18 protein-coding genes, 3 pseudogenes and 1 riboswitch are annotated in these 19,112 nt (G+C 67.1%); of the genes and pseudogenes, 6 read left to right on the forward strand and 15 right to left on the reverse strand.

Annotated elements, in window-relative coordinates; all coding sequences use genetic code 11:
• Positions 1-214: 214 nt before the first annotated feature.
• Positions 215-389, forward strand: a riboswitch (cyclic di-AMP (ydaO/yuaA leader).
• Positions 390-398: 9 nt separating this feature from the next.
• A complete protein-coding gene (locus tag L6444_RS25570) occupies positions 399-1,238 on the forward strand; it encodes a transglycosylase family protein (protein WP_236977976.1) in 840 nt (279 codons plus the stop codon).
• Between the two features lie 29 nt (positions 1,239-1,267).
• On the opposite strand, the gene L6444_RS25575 is transcribed toward L6444_RS25570, so the two are convergent.
• Genes L6444_RS25575 through L6444_RS25590 form a run of 4 tightly spaced genes read right to left on the reverse strand, consistent with a single transcriptional unit; the run spans position 1,268 to position 2,866 of the window.
• Positions 1,268-1,693, reverse strand: coding sequence for a molybdenum cofactor biosynthesis protein MoaE (locus L6444_RS25575; RefSeq protein ID WP_236977977.1), 426 nt, complete (start codon positions 1,691-1,693; stop codon positions 1,268-1,270).
• The gene (locus L6444_RS25580) at positions 1,690-2,169 is read right to left on the reverse strand and encodes a MogA/MoaB family molybdenum cofactor biosynthesis protein (RefSeq protein WP_236977979.1); all 480 of its coding nucleotides are present in this window, start codon (positions 2,167-2,169) and stop codon (positions 1,690-1,692) included. Before L6444_RS25580 ends, L6444_RS25575 begins: the two co-directional genes overlap by 4 nt.
• A complete protein-coding gene (moaC, locus tag L6444_RS25585) occupies positions 2,166-2,663 on the reverse strand; it encodes a cyclic pyranopterin monophosphate synthase MoaC (protein ID WP_236977981.1) in 498 nt (165 codons plus the stop codon). The genes L6444_RS25580 and moaC overlap by 4 nt, the downstream gene beginning before the upstream one ends.
• A gap of 8 nt (positions 2,664-2,671) precedes the next feature.
• Positions 2,672-2,866: a hypothetical protein gene (locus L6444_RS25590; RefSeq protein ID WP_180919196.1), complete on the reverse strand. Its 195-nt coding sequence runs from the start codon at positions 2,864-2,866 to the stop codon at positions 2,672-2,674.
• A gap of 63 nt (positions 2,867-2,929) precedes the next feature.
• Here L6444_RS25590 and L6444_RS25595 point away from each other — a divergent pair.
• Both L6444_RS25595 and L6444_RS25600 read left to right on the forward strand, forming a co-directional pair.
• Positions 2,930-5,189 (forward strand): annotated as a pseudogene (locus L6444_RS25595) (helicase-associated domain-containing protein).
• An 81-nt stretch (positions 5,190-5,270) separates the two neighbouring features.
• Positions 5,271-6,920, forward strand: a complete 1,650-nt coding sequence (locus tag L6444_RS25600) for a DNA repair helicase XPB (RefSeq protein ID WP_236977982.1) — start codon at positions 5,271-5,273, stop codon at positions 6,918-6,920.
• Between the two features lie 619 nt (positions 6,921-7,539).
• On the opposite strand, the gene L6444_RS25605 is transcribed toward L6444_RS25600, so the two are convergent.
• The 3 genes from L6444_RS25605 to L6444_RS25615 form a co-directional block, all read right to left on the reverse strand.
• Positions 7,540-8,685, reverse strand: coding sequence for a thiolase family protein (locus L6444_RS25605; RefSeq protein WP_236977983.1), 1,146 nt, complete (start codon positions 8,683-8,685; stop codon positions 7,540-7,542).
• Between the two features lies 1 nt (position 8,686).
• The gene (locus L6444_RS25610; RefSeq protein WP_236977984.1) at positions 8,687-9,112 is read right to left on the reverse strand and encodes a Zn-ribbon domain-containing OB-fold protein; all 426 of its coding nucleotides are present in this window, start codon (positions 9,110-9,112) and stop codon (positions 8,687-8,689) included.
• Between the two features lie 126 nt (positions 9,113-9,238).
• Positions 9,239-10,234, reverse strand: coding sequence for an LLM class F420-dependent oxidoreductase (locus tag L6444_RS25615; protein WP_236977985.1), 996 nt, complete (start codon positions 10,232-10,234; stop codon positions 9,239-9,241).
• Positions 10,235-10,326: 92 nt separating this feature from the next.
• On the opposite strand from L6444_RS25615, the gene L6444_RS25620 reads away from it, so the two are divergent.
• Positions 10,327-10,587 carry a hypothetical protein gene (locus tag L6444_RS25620; protein ID WP_236977986.1) on the forward strand — a complete coding sequence of 87 codons (261 nt, stop codon included), beginning with the start codon at positions 10,327-10,329 and terminating at the stop codon, positions 10,585-10,587.
• Between the two features lie 15 nt (positions 10,588-10,602).
• On the opposite strand, the pseudogene L6444_RS25625 reads toward L6444_RS25620, so the two are convergent.
• Positions 10,603-10,848 (reverse strand): annotated as a pseudogene (locus tag L6444_RS25625) (TetR/AcrR family transcriptional regulator); the annotation flags it as partial.
• 106 nt (positions 10,849-10,954) lie between these two features.
• Between L6444_RS25625 and L6444_RS25630 the strand changes: the two are divergent.
• Positions 10,955-11,818: an LLM class F420-dependent oxidoreductase gene (locus tag L6444_RS25630; protein ID WP_236977987.1), complete on the forward strand. Its 864-nt coding sequence runs from the start codon at positions 10,955-10,957 to the stop codon at positions 11,816-11,818.
• Between the two features lie 6 nt (positions 11,819-11,824).
• Here the strand turns inward: L6444_RS25630 and L6444_RS25635 are convergent, their stop codons facing one another.
• The 4 genes from L6444_RS25635 to L6444_RS25650 all read right to left on the reverse strand — a co-directional run bounded on the left by L6444_RS25635 (position 11,825) and on the right by L6444_RS25650 (position 16,079).
• Positions 11,825-12,157, reverse strand: a complete 333-nt coding sequence (locus L6444_RS25635; RefSeq protein ID WP_236977989.1) for a rhodanese-like domain-containing protein — start codon at positions 12,155-12,157, stop codon at positions 11,825-11,827.
• Positions 12,158-12,192: 35 nt separating this feature from the next.
• Positions 12,193-12,621 (reverse strand): MarR family winged helix-turn-helix transcriptional regulator, encoded by a 429-nt coding sequence (locus L6444_RS25640; RefSeq protein ID WP_236977991.1) that lies wholly within the window; start codon positions 12,619-12,621, stop codon positions 12,193-12,195.
• Between the two features lie 84 nt (positions 12,622-12,705).
• Positions 12,706-14,850, reverse strand: a complete 2,145-nt coding sequence (locus tag L6444_RS25645; protein ID WP_236977993.1) for a 3-hydroxyacyl-CoA dehydrogenase NAD-binding domain-containing protein — start codon at positions 14,848-14,850, stop codon at positions 12,706-12,708.
• Between the two features lie 17 nt (positions 14,851-14,867).
• On the reverse strand, positions 14,868-16,079 hold the full coding sequence (locus L6444_RS25650) for an acetyl-CoA C-acetyltransferase (protein WP_236977995.1): 1,212 nt from the start codon (positions 16,077-16,079) through the stop codon (positions 14,868-14,870).
• 355 nt (positions 16,080-16,434) lie between these two features.
• Between L6444_RS25650 and L6444_RS25655 the strand changes: the two genes are divergently transcribed.
• Complete coding sequence (locus tag L6444_RS25655; RefSeq protein WP_236977997.1) at positions 16,435-17,613, forward strand: pyridoxal phosphate-dependent aminotransferase; 1,179 nt, start codon at positions 16,435-16,437, stop codon at positions 17,611-17,613.
• Here L6444_RS25655 and L6444_RS25660 read toward each other — a convergent pair.
• The 3 genes and pseudogenes from L6444_RS25660 to L6444_RS25670 form a co-directional block, all read right to left on the reverse strand.
• Entirely contained in the window at positions 17,606-18,043 is a 438-nt protein-coding gene (locus tag L6444_RS25660; RefSeq protein WP_236977999.1) for an SRPBCC family protein, read from the reverse strand. The genes L6444_RS25655 and L6444_RS25660 overlap by 8 nt on opposite strands.
• Positions 18,043-18,507, reverse strand: a complete 465-nt coding sequence (locus L6444_RS25665) for an SRPBCC family protein (RefSeq protein ID WP_236978001.1) — start codon at positions 18,505-18,507, stop codon at positions 18,043-18,045. Before L6444_RS25665 ends, L6444_RS25660 begins: the two co-directional genes overlap by 1 nt.
• A 120-nt stretch (positions 18,508-18,627) precedes the next feature.
• Positions 18,628-19,071, reverse strand: a pseudogene (locus tag L6444_RS25670) (SRPBCC family protein).
• Positions 19,072-19,112 lie beyond the last annotated feature (41 nt).

Below are 19,112 nucleotides of genomic sequence, written 5' to 3' on the forward strand. Positions count from 1 at the left end.
CGGCCCGGCCACGCTCCGGTTTCGGCCGCTCCGAGCTGCGCAAATGCAGACCGTTCCTGCGGTTTTTCGCGACTTTTGTGTCCAAAACGCCGGTTTCTTCTAGACGTGACGGGATCGCCGGAACCCGCTACCGTCTCGGAAGGTTCGTCAGCCAACCCGAAAGACGGACCCTCCCTCACCTGTTACGCGCCTAGCTCCATCCAGTAGGTCGAGGGATTCCGACCCGCGGATGGAGGCGGGGGACCCACCAGGTCCGCCGAGATCGGACTGGGGCCGTCATGGTCCCTAGGGGTGAAGCCGACGTCGTGGCGACAGCCGCGAGGCGGCCGGGTGACCTCTCCCACCCGAACCCGACAGCTGACCTCGCAGGCGTGTACACGAGAGGAATTTCTGGACGTATGAGTGGACGGCACCGCAAGCCCACTACCTCCGGCGTCAGCGTCGCCAAGATCGCCTTCACCGGCACGGTCCTCGGTGGCGGCGCCATCGCCATGGCCGGCCAGGCGACCGCTGCCACCGATGCGGAGTGGGACGCTGTAGCCCGCTGCGAATCCGGCGGTAACTGGGCCATCAACACCGGTAACGGCTTCTACGGCGGCGTGCAGTTCGCGGCCGGCACCTGGGCCTCGCACGGCGGCAGCCAGTACGCCCCGTCGGCGCAGATGGCCACCAAGGACCAGCAGATCGCCGTCGCCGAGCGCGTACTGGCGACCCAGGGCCGCGGCGCGTGGCCGGTGTGTGGCACCGCGCTGTCGGGACCGTCGCCCCGCAACCCCCTTCCCGAGCCGGCCGGCTTCGGTCCGTTCGACCAGCCGCAGGAAGTGCCCGCCGCGAACAGCGAGCTGCCACCGCCCGTGGAGGAGGCCCCGGCGCCGATCCAGATGACCGGCAACGAGCTGGCCCCCGCGCCGGCCGACCTGCCGCCCGCGCCGGCCGATTTGCCGCCCGCTCCCGCGGACCTGCCCCCTGCTCCCGCGGACCTGGCTCCTGCTCCCGCGGACCTGCCCCCGGCTCCGGCCGACCTGCCCCCGGCTCCGGCCGACCTCCCGCCGGCTCCGGCGCCTGTCGATGCCGGCTTCCAGCCCGGTGACGTGCCGCCGCCCGTCGACGCCGGCCCCACCGGGGTTCACGACGTCACCACCGTCGGTTACACGCAGCAGCTGTGGCAGTCGATCGTGGGCCAGGGCATCGCCGGCAACGACGCGCTCGACGCGCTCGTGGCGGGTCCCGTCCTGTAACCGTCAGGTTCGGCCTGCGCCGCGCCGGCTCAGGCCGAACCCACCCACTCTTCGGATCCGTCGTCGAAGAATTGGTGCTTCCAGACCGGAAGCCGCTCTTTGATGCTGTCTACCAACACGGCACACGTAGCAAACGCCGCTTGGCGATGGTCGGCGGCGACGGCAGCCACCAGCGCGGCCTCCCCGATGTGCAACACCCCGACCCGGTGACTGGCCGCGACCGCTCGGACGCCGCTGGCCTGCCCGGCTACGTCGGCAACCACCTCAGCAAAAACCTCGGGGGCTGACGGGTGCGCGGTGTACTCCAGCCGCACCACCCGACGACCGCCGTCGTGGTCACGGATCATGCCGACGAAGCCGACGACGGCCCCTGCGGATTGGTGACCCACCAACGCCTCGTGCTCGGCGAGAAGGATCGGCTGCTCGGTCACTGCGGCGCGCAGGACCAGGTTCATCGCCGGTGATCTTCGCCGGCGAGTTGGGCAAGCGCGTGATCCAGTACGCCCGCGAGCACCCCGAGGCCGTCCCGCACCCCGCCGGGTGAGCCAGGCAGGTTGACCACCAAGGTGTTGCCGGCCACCCCGCAGACCCCGCGCGACAGCACCGACGTCGGCACCCGCGGCAACCCGGCCTGCCGGATCGCGTCGGCCAATCCGGGAATGACGAAATCCAACACCGCAACGGTTTGCTCGGGGGTACTGTCGGTGGGTGAGATACCGGTTCCGCCGGAGGTGATGATCACATCTACGTTGTCGTCGAGCGCGTCGTTCAGTGCATCACCGACCGGATTTCCGTCGGCCACCACCCGCGCTTCGACAGATGAAAAGCCTTGATCCTCAAGCCATTCAGTGATGATCGGCCCGCATTCGTCGGCGTAGGCACCGGAAGCAGCCCGAGTGGACGCGATCACCACTCGTGCAGATCGGCTCATTGTCTCACCCAACTTCCGCTGCGACCGCCCTCTTTGCTGAGCACCCGGATATCGTCGATGCGCGCGCCCGGATCCACCGCTTTGATCATGTCGTAGAGGGTCAGGGCCGCCACGCTGACCGCAGTCAGGGCCTCCATCTCCACCCCCGTTCGGTCGGTGCTGCGCACCGTCGCGTTGATCTCGATATCTGAGGTGCCGACGCTGAAGTCGACGTCGACCCCGGTGAGCGCCAGTTGGTGGCACAGCGGTATCAGATCGCTGGTGCGCTTGGCGGCGAGGATGCCCGCGACCCGTGCGGTCGCCAAGGCATCGCCCTTGGGCAGGCCGCCGGTCGAGATCAACGCCACTACGTCCGGGGAGGTGCGCAGCGCGCCCGCCGCGACAGCGGTGCGCCGGGTGGTGCTTTTGTCGGTGACGTCGACCATGTGCGCGGCGCCCCGCTCGTCCAGGTGCGACAGCGCGGGAACCTCTGAGTGCTCAGCCGCCCCGGACATACCGGCGACTACCAGGTGGCAATGGTCACCGGATGAACATAGGGCAACTCCTCGGCGGGCACCGGGAACACCACTTCGCCAAAGGGTGACAGCGCGCCCGTGCGGTCGGTCACGAGTTCGCTCACCGCGTGGTCGTCGGGGTCCGTAGTGGGCCAGCCGTTGTCCACATACTTTGCCTTGCCTGCGTCAGCCACGCGGTCCATTCTGACAGGTCCGCACACCGTACGCGACGGAAGGCCACCGGTCGGGCCTACGCTTGATCAGCAATGACCGAACACACCCCGGATATCCCGCTGGGGTCTTGGCTGGCCGACCTGCCCGACGAGCGGCTGATCCTGCTGTTGGAGCTGCGGCCGGACCTTGCCCAGCCCCCACCCGGCAGCATCGCGGCACTGGCCGCACGCGCCCAGGCTCGACAGTCGATCAAGGCCGCGACCGACGACCTCGACTTCCTGCGCCTGGCGGTTCTCGATGCGCTGCTGGTGCTGCAGGCCGACGTCGAGCCGGTGCCGGTGGCCAAGCTGTTGGCCCTGATCGGCGACCACGCTCCGCAGCCGGACGTGCTCGCCGCACTTGACGACCTCAGACAACGTGCCCTGGTGTGGGGCGACGCGGCGGTGCGGGTGGCCGGCGACACCGGGACCGCCCTGCCGTGGCATCCCGGCCAGGTGACGCTCGAGGATCGCTCACCCACCGCCGAGCAGATCGCCGCCCTGATCGACGGACTCGACGCACCGGAACGAGACGTGTTGGAAAAGCTGCTGGAGGGCTCCCCGATGGGGCGTACCCGCGACGCCGCCCCTGGCGCTCCCCCGGACCGGCCGGTGCCACGGCTGCTGTCGGCGGGACTGCTGCGCCGCATCGACGCCGAAACGGTCATTCTGCCGCGCCACGTCGGGCAGGTATTGCGCGGGGAGAATCCCGGTCCCATCCGACTGACCGCCCCCGACCCGGTAGTTTCGGCCACCAAACCCGCCGATGCCGATGCCGCGGCCGCCGGGGCGGTCATCGATCTGCTGCGCCAGGTCGACGTCCTGCTGGAAAACCTCAGTGCCACACCGGTCTCCGAGCTACGCAGCGGCGGGCTCGGGATTCGCGACATCAAGCGGTTGGCCAAGTCGACCGGCATCGACGAGCCCCGCGTGGGCCTGATCCTCGAACTCGCGGCGGCGGCCGGCCTGATCGGTAGCGGGATGCCCGATCCGGAACCGACCTATGGCGAGGGACCGTACTGGGCGCCGACCACAGCCGCCGATCGCTACACCACTCTTACCGCCGCCGACCGTTGGTTCCTGCTGGCCGACACCTGGCTGGACCTGCCCGGTCGGCCCACGCTGATCGGCACCCGCGGCCCTGACGGCAAAACTTATGGCGCACTGTCGGACTCGCTGTTCTCCACCGCAGCCCCGTTGGACCGGCGGCTGCTGCTCGGCATGCTCGCCGAGTTGCCGGAGGGCGCCGGGGTCGACGAAACCACCGCGTCGGCGGCGTTGATCTGGCGCCGCCCGCGGTGGTCGCGACGGCTGCAACCCGGGCCGGTCGCCGATTTGTTGTCCGAAGCGCACGCGCTGGGCCTGGTGGGCCGCGGGGCGATCAGCACGCCGGGTCGAGTTCTGCTGGGGTCCGAAGATGATCCGGGTGCGGTCATCGCCGCGATGGCCCGCGCGCTGCCCAAGCCGATCGACCACTTCCTGGTGCAGGCCGATCTGACAGTGGTGGTGCCGGGCCCATTGGAACGTGAACTTGCCGACGAACTAGCCACCGTCGCCGACGTCGAATCTGCCGGCGCGGCAATGGTTTACCGAGTCAGCGAGCAGTCCATCCGGCACGCGCTCGACATCGGCAAGACGCGGGACTGGATGCAAGATTTCTTCGCCAACCACTCGAAAACGCCCGTGCCACAAGGACTCACCTATCTGATCGACGACGTCGCGCGGCGGCATGGACAGCTCAGGATCGGCATGGCGGCGTCGTTCGTGCGCTGCGAGGATCCGGCGTTGCTCGCCCAGGCGGTCGCTGCGGCAGCTGCCAACGATCTACAGCTGCGGGCATTGGCCCCGACGGTGGCGGTGTCCCCGGCGTCGATCGCCGAGGTACTGGCGGCGTTGCGGTCGGCGGGGTTCGCCCCGGCGGCCGAGGACTCCACCGGCGCGATCGTCGACGTGCGCAGCCGCGGCGCGCGCGTACCCGCGCCACAGCGCCGCCGACCCTACCGGCCCCCCGGCGCGGCCCGGCGCCGACACCCTGCAAGCGGTGGTGGCGGTGTTGCGCACGGTGACCGCGGCGCCGTTCGGCAGCAGCCGCATCGATTCCACCGTCGCCATCGCGCTGCTGCAGCGCGCCGCGAAAGACCAGGAAACGGTGCTCATCGGATACCTCGACGCCGCCGGCGTGGCGACTCAGCGGGTGGTGTCCCCGATCGTGGTCAAGGGCGGTCAGCTGATGGCGTTCGATTCGGCGTCCGGGCGGCTACGCGACTTCGCCATCCACCGGATCACCTCGGTGATGTCGCCCGACGAACGGTAGTTGTCGGTCCACCGACGATAATGAACTGATGTGCGCCGACGACGATGCAGAGCACAGCGACGGGGAAGGAGTGGCGCTGAAATGACTGACGGACCGTTGATAGTGCAGTCCGACAAGACTGTGCTGCTCGAGGTGGATCACGAGCTCGCGGGGGCGGCGCGCGCCGCCATCGCGCCGTTCGCCGAGCTGGAACGCGCACCCGAGCACGTGCACACCTATCGCATCACGCCACTGGCGCTGTGGAACGCGCGAGCGGCGGGCCACGACGCCGAGCAGGTGGTCGACGCACTGGTCAGCTTCTCGCGCTACGCGGTGCCCCAGCCGTTGCTCGTCGACATCGTCGACACCATGGCGCGATACGGGCGATTGCAACTGGTCAAGCACCCCGCGCACGGTCTGACGCTGGTCAGTCTGGACCGCGCGGTGCTCGAGGAAGTGTTGCGCAACAAGAAGATCGCGCCGATGCTGGGTGCCCGCATCGATGACGACACCGTCGTCGTGCACCCCAGCGAGCGCGGCCGGGTCAAGCAGCTGCTGCTCAAGATCGGTTGGCCCGCAGAGGATCTCGCCGGGTACGTGGACGGCGAGGCACACCCCATCAGCCTGCAGCCCGACGGCTGGGAGTTGCGTGACTATCAGCAGCTGGCCACCGATTCGTTCTGGGCCGGCGGGTCAGGTGTGGTGGTGCTGCCGTGCGGGGCCGGCAAGACGCTGGTCGGCGCGGCGGCGATGGCCAAAGCTCAGGCCACCACGCTGATCCTGGTCACCAACATCGTGGCGGCCCGGCAGTGGAAACGTGAGTTGGTGGCGCGCACGTCGCTGACCGAAGACGAGATCGGCGAATACTCCGGAGAAAAGAAGGAGATTCGCCCCGTCACCATCTCGACGTATCAGATGGTCACCCGTCGCAGCAAGGGCGAGTACCGGCACCTCGAACTCTTCGACAGCCGCGACTGGGGACTGATCATCTACGACGAGGTGCACCTGCTGCCGGCGCCGGTGTTCCGGATGACCGCCGACCTGCAGTCGCGGCGGCGACTTGGCTTGACCGCCACCCTCATTCGGGAAGACGGCCGCGAGGGCGACGTGTTCTCCCTGATCGGCCCGAAGCGGTATGACGCGCCGTGGAAGGACATCGAGGCGCAGGGCTGGATCGCTCCGGCGGAGTGCGTAGAAGTTCGGGTCACCATGACCGACAGCGAGCGGATGAACTACGCGACTGCCGAACCAGAGGAGCGCTATAAACTGTGCTCGACGGTGCACACCAAAGTTGCTGTGGTCAAGTCGATTCTGAAAAATCATCCCGGCGAGCAGACGCTGGTGATCGGCGCCTACCTGGACCAGCTCGAGGAACTCGGCGCCGAACTGGATGCACCGGTGATTCAGGGGTCGACGAAGACTCGGGAGCGTGAGGAGCTGTTCGACAAGTTCCGCACCGGCGAGGTCTCCACGTTGGTGGTGTCCAAAGTCGCCAACTTCTCCATCGATCTACCGGAAGCGTCGGTGGCGGTGCAGGTTTCGGGTACCTTCGGGTCCCGCCAAGAGGAGGCCCAGCGGCTGGGCCGGCTGCTGAGGCCGAAGGCCGACGGCGGCGGCGCCATCTTCTATTCGGTGGTGGCACGCGACAGCCTGGATGCCGAGTACGCCGCGCACCGGCAACGCTTCCTGGCCGAGCAGGGCTACGGCTACATCATCCGCGACGCCGATGACCTGCTGGGGCCGGCCATCTGAGCGACGCCGCGGCGGTCGAGGGTTTGTCGGCGGCTTCTAGGGTGAAGCGTCGGCGTTGCGGGTGAAGTGCAGGCGTTGCGTGTGAAGCCACGGCGTTGAGAGTGAGGCTTCGGCGTTGGGTGTGAAGCTTCGGCGTTGGGTGTGAAGCTTCGGCGTTGGGTGTGAAGCTTCGGCGTCGAGAGTGAACCCACGGCGGCCAAACGTCGAAAATCCCGCCACCACTACACAATCAACGCCCAGACTTCACACCCAACGCCCAGACTTCACACCCCAACGACCGCACACGCAACAACATTGCGCCGCCTGCTAATTGGGTGAACCCAAGGGATCGAGAGTGAACCCACGGCGTTGCGTGTGAAGCCACGGCGTCGAGAGTGAATCCACGGCGTCGAGAGTGAACCGACGGCCTTGCGTGTGAAGCCACGGCGTCGAGAGTGAACCCACGGCGGCCAAACGTCGAAAATCCCGCCACCACTACACAATCAACGCCCAGACTTCACACCCAACGCCCAGACTTCACATCCAACGCCAAGGCGTCGCACCCAAAGCCAAGGCACCGCACGCACCGACCCAGAGCCCACTCAAGCGACTGCAAACCCGCAAACCCACTGCGGCACAGCTAGAGCGACAGGATCGTCGCCGACGCGGTGCCCGGCGCCCCGTAGACCTGCGCCAGCCCGACCCGCGGATTGCCCGGCACCTGACGTTCACCGGCCTCCCCGCGCAGCTGACGCACCAGCTCGTGCATCTGCCGCAGCCCCGACGCGCCGATCGGCTCGCCGTTGGCGATCAGCCCGCCGTCGGTGTTGACCGGCATCGAACCGTGTATCTCGGTGGCGCCGTCTGCCAGCAGCTTCTCCTGCTCACCGTCGGCGCACAGGCCGGTCTCGGCCATGTGGATGACCTCGTTACCTGCATCGGTGTCCTGCAACTGGGCCACGTCGACGTCCTCGGGCCCGATGCCCGCGGCCTCGTACGCCGCCTTGGACGCATACACCGTCGGTGAGACGTCCTCGTCGAGCGGTGCGAACGTGGCGTGCACCTCGTAGGCGCCGTAGCGGCGGGTGCGGATTTCGCAGGCCCGCACGTAGACCGGCTTGTCGGTGTACTTGTGCGCCATATCGGCGCGGCACATGATCACCGCGGCTGCGCCCTCGTCGGGCGCGCAGAACATGTACTGCGTCAACGGGTAATTCAAAACCGGCGAGTTGAGGATCTCTTCGACTGAGATCTCCTTGCGCCGAAACGCATTCGGGTTCAGCGCACCGTTGCGGAAGTTCTTGTTCGCCACCCGCGCCAGTGTCTCTTGGGAGATGTTGTGGTCGTGCAGATACTTGTTGGCCTTCATCCCGAAGAACTTGGTGGTGACGAACTGCCCGTTCTGCGCATACCACTGGGGCAGCGCCAATTTGGCCGGGTCGTCGGTGAAGGCGCCGCGCGGGTGCTTGTCCAGACCGATGGCGATGCCGATGTCGTATTTGCCCAGCCGGATGGTGTCGGCCGTCTGCTGAATCGCGCTGGCCGCGGTGGCGCAGGCATTGAACACGTTGGTGAATGTGATGCCGGTCAGCCCGACCAGTCGGGTGACGGCGTCTGGGTTGGAGACCTCGTGGCTGCCGCCGAACCCGAACTGGATGTCCTTCCATTCCACTCCGGCGTCGGTCAGGGCGGACTGGATGGCCTCGGCGCCCATCTGCATGGCCGTCTTGTCGAACCGGCCGAATGGGTGCAGGCCCACACCGATGATCGCGACGTCGTTGGTCATCTCAGGCACCCTGTCCCACCGGCCGGAACGCGAACGTCACGACCTCGTTGCCGTCCTCGTCGGTGGTGAGCGGCACCATGGTCAGCTCGACCTCCTGGCCGAACTGCAGCTTGGCGGGGTCGTTCTCGGTGAGCCGGCCCTCGACCCGAATCACGTCGTCGAGTTGCACCAGGCCCACACCGAACGGCACGAAGTCCTTGCCGGTAGGCCCAGCATACGGGGCGCCGGGCGGGAAACCCTGCGTGGTCCATGCGACGACGGTGCCGCGGCGCGGCAGCAACACGTCGCTCATCTCACCCAGGCTGCAGCGCGGACAGCGCTCCTGCACGGGGAAGGTGGTGGCGCCGCAGCCGCCACAGCGACTGCCGATCAGCTGCGGGTCCTCGTCGGGCCAGGTCGAGATCTCCGGGGCGAGTGCCTTCTGCATCGAGGATCCTCCGTGGGACGTCAGACACGGGATAATGCAACTCACCAGACGGTACAACAGCGTTCCGCAAAAATGGAAATCTAATTCTCAGAGTCACGTGCCGGGCGCTCCCCGGCACCACCACTACTAACCGTTCGGCGAGCTCAGTGCGGGGATCACTTCCCGCTCGAACAACTCGATACCGGAGCGGTCGTAAGCCGCCTCGGGGAAGTAGCAGATCGCGTATTCGCAGCCCAGTTCGCGCACGTTGGTGAGCCGCTCGATGATCTGCTCGGGTGTCCCGGACGCCGAGTCCGGGATGGCACCCACCATCGACTCCGCCAACGACTCGGGCACGTAGCCGGCCAGCCGATCCTGGACACGTCGGACCCGGTCTGCAACCTCGGCCTCCGAGGCGCCGACAACGGCGGTGAAGTTTGCCGACCGGACGATGGCGTCGAAGTCGGTCCCGAGGTTGCGGCAGTGCTCGGCGAGGACCTGCGACTTGTGCGCAAACGCCTCCGGCTCCGGGGTGAAGTTGGTGAACTGCGCGTACTGCGCGGCGATGCGCAGCGTCTTCTTCTCGCCACCGCCGGCGATCCACAACGGAATACCATTGTCCTGCAACGGCTTCGGCGCAACGATCGCACCGTCCACCTGGTAGTGCCGGCCGTCGAAGCTGACTTTGCCGTCGCGCCAGGCATCCCGCATGATCTGCACGCCCTCGTCCAGCCTGGCCAGCCGCACGCCGGCCGACGGGAAGCCGTAACCGTAAGCGCGCCACTCGTGTTCGTACCAACCGGCGCCGATACCCATCTGGACGCGGCCACCGGAGATGATGTCGGTGGTGGCCGCCACCTTGGCCAGATAGACCGGGTTGCGGTAGCTCATTGCGGTGCACATCTGGCCGAGCTTGATCCGCGAGGTGACCGCCGCATACGCCGCCATCAACGACCACGCCTCGTGGGTGGCTTCGTCGCTGGGCAGCGGCACGGTGTGGAAGTGGTCGTAGACCCACAGTGAATCCCAGGCGCCCCCGTCCGCATAGGTGGCCAGCTCGCGCATCACCTCCCAGTGTCGCTGGGGTTCGATGCCGACGAGATCCATTCGCCAGCCTTGCGGGATGAAGAGACCGAAGCGCATGGTCGAACTCTAGCCGGGGCAGCCGACGGACTCACAGCACATCGATAAGTGCGGCCAATCCAGCGGCTAATAGCTAGCCGGAATATGGGAGCATGACCCCCACAGGCAGGACCGCTCGTCAAATACGCTTTGCGCAACTGGTATTCGCCGGCGCTGCAGCCGCGGGGTTGTTGGCGCTGTCCGGTCTTGGGCTGCTCGGTCAAACTGCCCCGGCCACGTCTGCGGTCGCTTCCCCGGGCAGCTTCGCCACCGACGACAACGGCAACTCGGTCAACGACCAGGGCCAGACGTCCGGCGACATCTTCACGCAAAACGCCCAGGACCAAAGCACCGCAGACGGGGCTGGAACGTAAGTTCCGGGCCGGGCCTCACATCTCCAATGCGGCCAGCGCTGCCTCCACCGAACGGGAGCGCAACTCGTCGTGAGGGGCCTCGGGAAACTGCATGCAGCAGTCCTGCAGGCTGCCGAAAGCGAGCACCGCGCGAGTCGCCTGCGCCAGCGTCGGCGCCGGACCGAACACCAGGCGTCCGAGCTGCTCGCTTCAGGCCAGCACGGTGTCGATCAGCCCGAGGTCGGCCAGCATGGTCAATTCGGCCAGCACCAGCACCAGATCCGTCGCCAAGTTGAACACGAAGGTCGTGCGACTCTTCGACACCATGCACTACCCGGACTACCCGTTTGGCAACATAGGACCAACCCACGGACGAGAGGCGACCTGAATGGAACTCAACGGTGTCGGAATCTGGAGTAGTCAACTGCGCTACGGTGATGCAGCCGAATCTGCCGAAGCCGCAGCCGAATTAGACGAATTAGGGTTCCCGGCGCTGTGGATCCCCGACGTCGGCGGACCGGTGTTCGACGCGGTGGGCCGCCTGCTGGCCGCCACCAAGCGCACCGTGATCGCCACCGGCATCCTCAACCTCTGGATGCACACCCCGCAGGACACCGCCGCGTCCTTCGCAAAGCTGACCGCCGAACACGGTGACCGATTTCTGCTGGGGATCGGCGTCAGCCACGCCCCACTGATCGACGCCGGCGCGCCGGGGCGCTACCGCAAACCCTTGGCCGCGACGGCATCGTTCCTGGATGGACTCGATGCTGCGGACCAGCCGGTGCCCACCGATCGGCGGGTGTTGGCCGCGCTCGGCCCAAAGATGTTGACGCTGGCGGCAACCCGGGCTCGCGGCGCGCACCCCTATCTCGTCACACCGGAGCACACCGCTTCTGCCCGTGCAACTCTGGGTCAGGGCCCGCTGTTGCTGCCGGAACAGACCGCGATCTTGACCGACGACGCCGAGGAGGCGCGCCGCATCGGAACCGATTGGCTGCGTGGCTATCTGGCGATGCCGAATTACGCCAACAATATGCTGCGCAGTGGGTTCTCCGAAGACGACGTCACCCAGATCAGCGATCGGCTGTTGAACGCGATCATCGTGTGGGGCGACGAGGCCGCAATCATGCGAAGGGTCGGCGAACATCAAGCGGCCGGCGCCGACCATGTCTGCGTTCAGATCCTCACGGCCGACCCCAAGGAGTTTCCGCGGGAGCAATGGCGTCGCCTGGCCGCGGCCATCCAGAGCTGAGACGTTTCAGCGGTCGGTCAACGGCCCGCCGGCGGCGCGCCAGTGGATCAGCCCACCACTCATGTTGACCGCCTCGAACCCGTTCTCCACGAGCAGGTTTGCCGCGCCAGCGGAGCGGAGGCCGCCGGTGCAGAAGGTGATGATGAGGCGATCCTCGGGAAGCTGAAGGCCGCGGTCCGCCAACGTCTCCAGCGGCATGTGCACGGCAGAGGGGATGTGCACCCGTTTCCACTCGAACTCGCGGCGAACGTCGACAACGAGCGCGCCCTCGCCGACAAGCCGGACGGCGTCGACCGCAGAAACGGCCGGTGGCCGGCGCAGATAGTGACGCAGACTCATGCGGCACCGGACGCGGCGAAACGCATACCTTCAGTTTAACTGAAGGTATGCGTTTCGGTAAGTGCGCGTCCGAGGTACGCGCGCAGCGCCTCGGTCAACTCGGGTTGCTGCGCGGCAAATTCGGCGTCGAGACGGTCGACCACCTCGGCGGCACGCCGCAGCAGGGCTTCGCCTGCCGGCGTCACCCGCAACGTGGACGCCGAACCCGCGTGCGCGGTCCCGTCGTCGACCAGCCCGGCGTCGACGAAGGCAGCCACCGCGGTGTGCGCGCTCTGCACGGTGATCCGCGACCGCCGGGCCAGCTCGCTGAACGAGATGCCGGGCGTGCCGCGGATATGCCCCAGTAGTCCGTACTTGCGGGTGGTCAGCCCGAGCGGTTTGAGCTGCTGCGCGAAGGCCGCCTCCCACACCCGCCCGACGGTCAACAACGCGACGGTGGGGCTGAACGGCGGTGGTTCGGCCATTCAGGCAGGCTACCGCCGGTCGCGCGAACAGACGCAAAAGCCCCCGAAAGCAAGGCTTTTCGGGGGCTTTTGCGTCTGCTCAACCTAGGTCAGCGAGTCCGGCGGCAGGAAACGGTCGCCGTACTTCTCGGCCAGCTGCCGGGCCCGGGCCACAAAGGCCTCCTTGCCCCGTCCCAGCGGGCCCTCGTAGCCGACGATGTACTGCGCGCTACCACCGGTCCACGGCGGGAAACCGATCCCCATGATGGATCCGATGTTGGCATCGGCCGTCGAGGTCAGCACGTTCTCGTCGAGGCACTTCTGGGTTTCCAGTGCCTCGGCGAACAGCATCCGGTCGATCATGTCCTGCAGCGGCGGCTGCGAGGAGCCCGACTTGAACGTCTCGCGCAGGCCCGGCCACAGACCCGACCGCTTGCCCTCGGGGTACTCGTAGAAGCCGGCGCCTTTGAGCCGACCCGAGCGGCCGAGCTCGATCATCTTCTCCACCACGGCTTCTGCCGGATGCGGCTCGTATTTGCCGCCGGCATCCTCGACGCCCTTGCGGGTAGCGACCGCGATCTTGTGCATCAGCTCCAGGTTGAGCTCGTCGGAGAGCTGCAGCGGCGGCGCCGGGTAGCCGGCCTGCGAACCGGCCTGCTCGATGGACGCCGGCTCCACGCCCTCGCCGAGCATTGCCAGCGCCTCGTTGACGAAGGTGCCGATCACCCGCGAGGTGAAGAAGCCGCGGCTGTCGTTGACCACGATCGGAGTCTTGCCGATGGCCAGCGTGTAGTCGAACACCCGGGCCAGCGCCTCGTCAGATGTCTTCTCGCCCTTGATGATCTCCACCAGCGGCATCTTGTCGACCGGCGAGAAGAAGTGGATCCCGATGAAGTCCTCCTGCCGCTTGACGCCGGTGGCCAGACCGGTGATCGGCAACGTGGAGGTGTTGGATCCCAGCACCGCGTTCGGTTCGACGATGTCCTCGATCTCCTGGAACACCTTGTGCTTGAGGTCCTGGTTCTCGAAGACAGCCTCGATGACGAAGTCGACGCCCTTCAGGTCGGCCGGGTCGGCCGTCGGATGGATCCGGCCCAGCAGCGCGCTGGACTTCTCTTCAGTGGTCTTGCCGCGCTGAAGTGCTTTGGCCTCAAGCTTTTCCGAGTATCCCTTGCCCTTCTGCGCCGCCTCCAGGGAGACGTCCTTGAGCACCACGTCATAGCCGGCCTTCGCCGACACGTAGGCGATGCCGGCCCCCATCATGCCGGCGCCGAGCACGCCGATCTTGTTGATCTTGACCGGCTGGATGCCGTCCGGCCGCGACCCTCCGCCGTTGATGGTCTGCAGGTCGAAGAAGAACGCCTGGATCATGTTCTTGGCGACCTGACCGGTCACCAGCGACGTGAAGTAACGGCTCTCGATACGGCAGGCGGTGTCGAAGTCCACCTGCGCACCCTCCACCGCGGCGGCCAGGATCGCCCGCGGCGCCGGCATGTTCGCGCCCTTGAGCTGCGAGCGCAGCAACGACGGGAACGACGGCAGGATCGCGGCCAGCGCCGGCGACGACGGAGTACCGCCGGGGATCTTGTAGCCCTTGACATCCCACGGCTGGGTGTGCGCCTCGGGGTTGGCCTTGATCCACGCCTTGGCGGCCGGAATCAGCTCGTCGACGGAGCCCACCAGTTCGTCGACCAGACCGATCTCCTTGGCCTTGGTCGGGTTGAACCGGGTGCCCTGCGAAAGCACGTTCATGAAGGCGTTCTGGATACCGAACATCCGCACGGTGCGCGCCACGCCGCCACCACCGGGCAGCAGTCCCAGGGTGACCTCGGGCAGGCCGACAACCAAGCCTTTGACGTCAGCGGCGATGCGATGGTGACAGGCCAGCGCGATCTCCAGGCCGCCGCCCAGGGCGGCGCCGTTGATGGCCGCCACCACCGGCTTGCCCAGCGTCTCCAGGGCGCGCAGGTCGCGCTTGACGCTTTCGACGAGAGCGAACGCTTCGCCCGCGTCCTCCGGGCCGAGCTTGATCATGCCCTTGAGGTCACCGCCGGCGAAGAATGTCTTCTTCGCGCTGGCGATCACCACGCCGGTGATCGTATCCTTCTCGGCGACAAGGCGTTCGACCGCCTTGTGCATGGACTCCTGGTAGTGCTCGTTCATCACGTTGGCCGACCCGGTCGGGTCGTCCAGCGTCAGGGTGACGATGCCATCGGCATCCTTGTCCCACTGAATCGTGTTCTCAGCCATGACTTTTCGAATGCCTCTCAGACTCGCTCGATGATGGTGGCGACACCCATGCCGCCGCCGACGCACAGCGTGATCAGCGCGCGTCGGGCGTTGCGGCGCTCGAGCTCGTCGACCATGGTTCCGGTGATCATGGCGCCGGTGGCGCCCAGCGGGTGGCCCATCGCGATGGCGCCGCCGTTGACGTTGAGCTTCTCGTCGGGAATGTGCAGGTCCTTCTGGAACTTCAGCACGACCGACGCGAAGGCCTCGTTGAGCTCGAACAGGTCGATGTCGTCGACGGTCAGCCCGGCCCGGTCCAGCGCTTTCTGGGTGGCCGGGGTGGGGCCGGTGAGCATGATGGTCGCGTCGGCACCGGTGGTGGCCGTCGCTACGACGCGCGCCCGCGGGGTCAGTCCCTGGGACTTGCCCGCCGCCTCGGAACCGATCAGCACCAGCGCCGCGCCGTCGACGATCCCGGAGCTGTTGCCGCCGGTGTGCACGTGGTTGATTTTTTCGACCCAGTGGTAGCGCTGACGGGCCACGTCGTCGAAGCCGGCCATCGCGGCCAGGCCCTCGAACGCCGGCTTGAGCTTGCCCAGCCCCTCGGCGGTGGTGTCGGGACGCATGTGCTCGTCGTGGTCCAGGATCACCAGGCCGTTCATGTCGCGGACCGGCACGACGGACTTGGCGAAGTATCCGCCGGACCACGCCTCGGCCGCCTTGGCCTGGGACCGCAGCGCGTAGGCGTCGACGTCGTCGCGCGAGAAGCCCTCGATGGTGGCGATCAGGTCGGCGCCGATGCCCTGCGGAACGATGTAGGCGTCGTAGCTGGTGGCCGGGTCGGCCATCATCGCGCCGCCGTCCGAACCCATCGGAACCCGGCTCATCGACTCCACACCGCCGGCGATCACCAGGTCGTCCCAGCCGGACCGCACCTTCTGCGAAGCGATGTTGACGGCTTCCAGACCCGAGGCGCAGAACCGGTTGAGCTGCACGCCGCCGACGGTGTCGGGCATCTTGGCCGCCAGCACCGCGGTGCGGGCGATGTCGCCGCCCTGGTCGCCCACCGGCGACACCACGCCCAGCACAACGTCGCTGATCAGGTTCTCGTCGAGGTCAGGGTTGCGCCGCCGCAGTTCGTCGATCAGACCGACGACCAGGTCGAGCGGCTTCACCTCGGTCAACGATCCGTTCTTCTGCTTGCCGCGCGGTGTGCGGATGGCCTCGTAGATGAAGGCTTCTTCGGACATATCGATTTCCTGTTCCAAAAGGGGTTTCGGATCCGTCTTACAGAGTAGGTCCAGTACAGGCACCCTAACAGGGCACTCGGCCAACCTGTTGGTTGGGAGCGATTTCGCAGGTCAGCCGCGCTTTGGCCGCCCCTTCTCCCGCCGAACGTCACGCCAGGGTGACGCTCGGCGCCCAACGCCACGCTGGCGTGACGCTCGCCGGGCGTGGGGGCCGCAGTCGGGCGCGGGGGCCGCAGCCGGGCGTGGGGGCCGCAGTCGGGCGCGGGGGCCGCAGCCGGGCGCGGGGGCCGCAGCCGGGCGTGGGGGCCGAAGTCGAGCGCGGGGGCCGCTGTCGGGCGCCTTAAGCTCGACCACCATGACCGTCCCGCGGCTGCGGCCCTACGCGACCACGGTGTTCGCCGAGATGTCGGCGCTGGCGGCGCGCCTCGGCGCGGTCAACTTGGGGCAGGGTTTTCCCGACGAGGACGGCCCGCCGGAGATGCTGCAAGCCGCACAGGAAGCCATCGCCGCCGGCGTCAACCAATATCCGCCGGGCCTCGGCATCGCACCCCTGCGCCAGGCCGTCGCCGCCCAGCGTCGCAGGCACTTCGGCACCGAGTACGACCCCGACACCGAGATCCTGGTCACCGTCGGGGCAACCGAGGCCATCGCCGCCGCGGTCCTCGGACTGATAGAACCCGGCTCCGAGGTGTTGCTGATTCAGCCGTTCTACGACTCCTACTCACCGGTGGTGGCAATGGCCGGTGCGCGCCGGGTGCCGGTGCCCATGGTCGCCGACGGTGACGGTTTCGCCCTGGACGCCGACGCGCTGCGCCGCGCCGTCACACCCCGCACCGCGGCACTGATCGTCAACTCCCCACACAACCCCACCGGCACCGTGCTCAGCGCCCACGAGCTGCAGGCCATCGCCGAGATCGCCACCGCCGCAGACCTTTTGGTGATAACCGACGAGGTGTACGAGCATCTGGTGTACGACGGTCACCGGCATCTGCCGCTGGCCAGCCTGGACGGCATGGCGCAGCGCACCGTCACCATTTCCAGCGCGGCCAAGATGTTCAACTGCACCGGCTGGAAGATCGGATGGGCTTGCGGCCCAGCACATCTCATTGCCGGGGTGCGGGCGGCCAAACAGTATCTGAGCTACGTCGGCGGCGCGCCGTTCCAGCCCGCGGTGGCCCTGGCGCTGAACACCCAGGACCACTGGGTCGGGGCGCTGCGAAGTTCGCTGCAGGCCCGGCGCGATCGGCTGGCCTCCGGCCTGACCGACATCGGGTTCGCGGTGCACGACAGCCACGGCACCTATTTCCTGTGCGCCGACCCACGTCCGCTCGGCTACCACGACAGCACCGCGTTCTGCGCGGCGTTGCCGGAGCGGGTCGGCGTGGCCGCCATCCCGATGTCGGCGTTCTGCGATCCGGACGCGCAGGCGGCCGAGCTTTGGAATCATCTGGTGCGCTTCACATTCTGTAAGCGCGACGACACCATCGACGAGGCGCTGCGGCGACTGGCCGCACTCAAAGACGGAATCAGGTAGGCGCGAGGACCTGCTCGCGCAGACCCTCTGTCGCCACCCACAAAACCTTGTCGCGGGCGCGCTTGACCATGAATTCCGGCAACAACGCCGAGGTCTCGACGGTGAGCGTGAATCGCACCCGGGTCCGGTCGTCTGCTTCGCGGCTGAAGTTGTACTCACCGTGCTGGGCGTGCTGCCGCCGCGTCTTTTTGGCGTCCCACACCACCCAGTCCGGGCCCCAGTGGTATTCCAGGATCTCCTTGTCGACGATGCCGGCGACCTTGACGATGACCTTGACATGCCGCGGCCGGCCGTCGGGCCAGGTATCGACGACCTTGGCCCGCTTGTGTACCGAGGACCACCCCGGCAGAGCCTCGATGTCTGCGATCGCGTCGATGATCGCCTCGGGCGGTGCGTCGATGACGATCTCGGAGGACGCTTGAACGGCCATTACTGGTTGTTCTCTGCCGGTTCGTCGTCGGCCTCGCCCAGCACCCGGTCGCGCAATCCCTTTGCGGCAGCGTCCAATACATGTTCGCTGGCTCGCCGGACGATGAAGCCCGGGATGGGACCGGCCGGTTCGACGGTGATGTCGAATCGCACCCGCGTTTTGTCGGGCCCCTCGGCTGTGACGTTGTACTCGACATGCTGGGCGTGCTGCTGGTTGGTCTTGCCGGCATCCCAGACCACCCAGTCTGGGCCCCAGTGGTACTCGAGGATCTCCTTGTCCACCAGTCCCAGGATCTTGACCGTCGCCTTCACGTGGTGCGGTTTGCCGTCGGGGTAATAGTCGAGCACTTCGACGCTCTTGTGCAGCGGCGACCACGACATCAGCACGCCAACGTCCGCCAGCGCCTCCATGACAGCTTCCTGGGGCGCCTCAATGACGAACTCTCGCGATGCTTTTACGGCCACCGCGTTCAAAACTAGCAACGTCATCCTGACATCGGGAGCGGTTGGGGCAAATTGTCTGTTACCACCCGATTTCGCTGGGCGCGTGGTGTCGGGCGGAGGGATTGCCCACCGGTCCGGGCGTCAGTTGGCCTTTTTCACCTTCAGCACCCGGTCGCGCAATCCCTTGGTGGCCGAGTCGATGGATCCCTTGACGGCCCGCTTGAGTACGAATCCGGGCAGCGGCACGTTCGGGTCGACGGTGACCTCCATCTTCACCAACGTGTCGCCACCTTGCGGCACCAGGGTGTATTTGCCGTCCTGCGCCTTCTGCTAACTGGAATTCACCAGCGTCCAGGTGACCTCGTTGCCGGCAAAGGTGTAGGCCACCACCTGGTCGTCGGTGATGCCCGCGGTCTTCACCTTCATCTTGACTTTGCTCGGGCGTCCGTCGGCCCCGGTCTCGAGGATCTCGACGCTCTGGTGCGGTTCGGACCACTCGGGCATCGCTTCGAAATCAGCGATGACATCCAGGATCTCCTGGGGACTGGCTTCGATGACGATGTCGCGGGACTCTTTGATTGCCATGGCCGCACGATATCGCGGGCGGTGTCCCGGGGGAATAGCGG

This window comes from Mycobacterium kiyosense, assembly GCA_021654635.1.
In the GTDB taxonomy this organism is placed as follows: Bacteria; Actinomycetota; Actinomycetes; order Mycobacteriales; family Mycobacteriaceae; genus Mycobacterium; species Mycobacterium kiyosense.

Bases quoted from the DNA above. Each gene is read 5' to 3' on its own strand.
- L6444_RS25570 (WP_236977976.1), top strand. From the start codon at position 399: ATGAGTGGACGGCACCGCAAGCCCACTACCTCCGGCGTCAGCGTCGCC.
- L6444_RS25575 (WP_236977977.1), bottom strand. From the start codon at position 1,693: ATGAACCTGGTCCTGCGCGCCGCAGTGACCGAGCAGCCGATCCTTCTC.
- L6444_RS25580 (WP_236977979.1), bottom strand. From the start codon at position 2,169: ATGAGCCGATCTGCACGAGTGGTGATCGCGTCCACTCGGGCTGCTTCC.
- moaC (WP_236977981.1), bottom strand. From the start codon at position 2,663: ATGTCCGGGGCGGCTGAGCACTCAGAGGTTCCCGCGCTGTCGCACCTG.
- L6444_RS25590 (WP_180919196.1), bottom strand. From the start codon at position 2,866: ATGGACCGCGTGGCTGACGCAGGCAAGGCAAAGTATGTGGACAACGGC.
- L6444_RS25600 (WP_236977982.1), top strand. From the start codon at position 5,271: ATGACTGACGGACCGTTGATAGTGCAGTCCGACAAGACTGTGCTGCTC.
- L6444_RS25605 (WP_236977983.1), bottom strand. From the start codon at position 8,685: ATGACCAACGACGTCGCGATCATCGGTGTGGGCCTGCACCCATTCGGC.
- L6444_RS25610 (WP_236977984.1), bottom strand. From the start codon at position 9,112: ATGCAGAAGGCACTCGCCCCGGAGATCTCGACCTGGCCCGACGAGGAC.
- L6444_RS25615 (WP_236977985.1), bottom strand. From the start codon at position 10,234: ATGCGCTTCGGTCTCTTCATCCCGCAAGGCTGGCGAATGGATCTCGTC.
- L6444_RS25620 (WP_236977986.1), top strand. From the start codon at position 10,327: ATGACCCCCACAGGCAGGACCGCTCGTCAAATACGCTTTGCGCAACTG.
- L6444_RS25630 (WP_236977987.1), top strand. From the start codon at position 10,955: ATGGAACTCAACGGTGTCGGAATCTGGAGTAGTCAACTGCGCTACGGT.
- L6444_RS25635 (WP_236977989.1), bottom strand. From the start codon at position 12,157: ATGAGTCTGCGTCACTATCTGCGCCGGCCACCGGCCGTTTCTGCGGTC.
- L6444_RS25640 (WP_236977991.1), bottom strand. From the start codon at position 12,621: ATGGCCGAACCACCGCCGTTCAGCCCCACCGTCGCGTTGTTGACCGTC.
- L6444_RS25645 (WP_236977993.1), bottom strand. From the start codon at position 14,850: ATGGCTGAGAACACGATTCAGTGGGACAAGGATGCCGATGGCATCGTC.
- L6444_RS25650 (WP_236977995.1), bottom strand. From the start codon at position 16,079: ATGTCCGAAGAAGCCTTCATCTACGAGGCCATCCGCACACCGCGCGGC.
- L6444_RS25655 (WP_236977997.1), top strand. From the start codon at position 16,435: ATGACCGTCCCGCGGCTGCGGCCCTACGCGACCACGGTGTTCGCCGAG.
- L6444_RS25660 (WP_236977999.1), bottom strand. From the start codon at position 18,043: ATGGCCGTTCAAGCGTCCTCCGAGATCGTCATCGACGCACCGCCCGAG.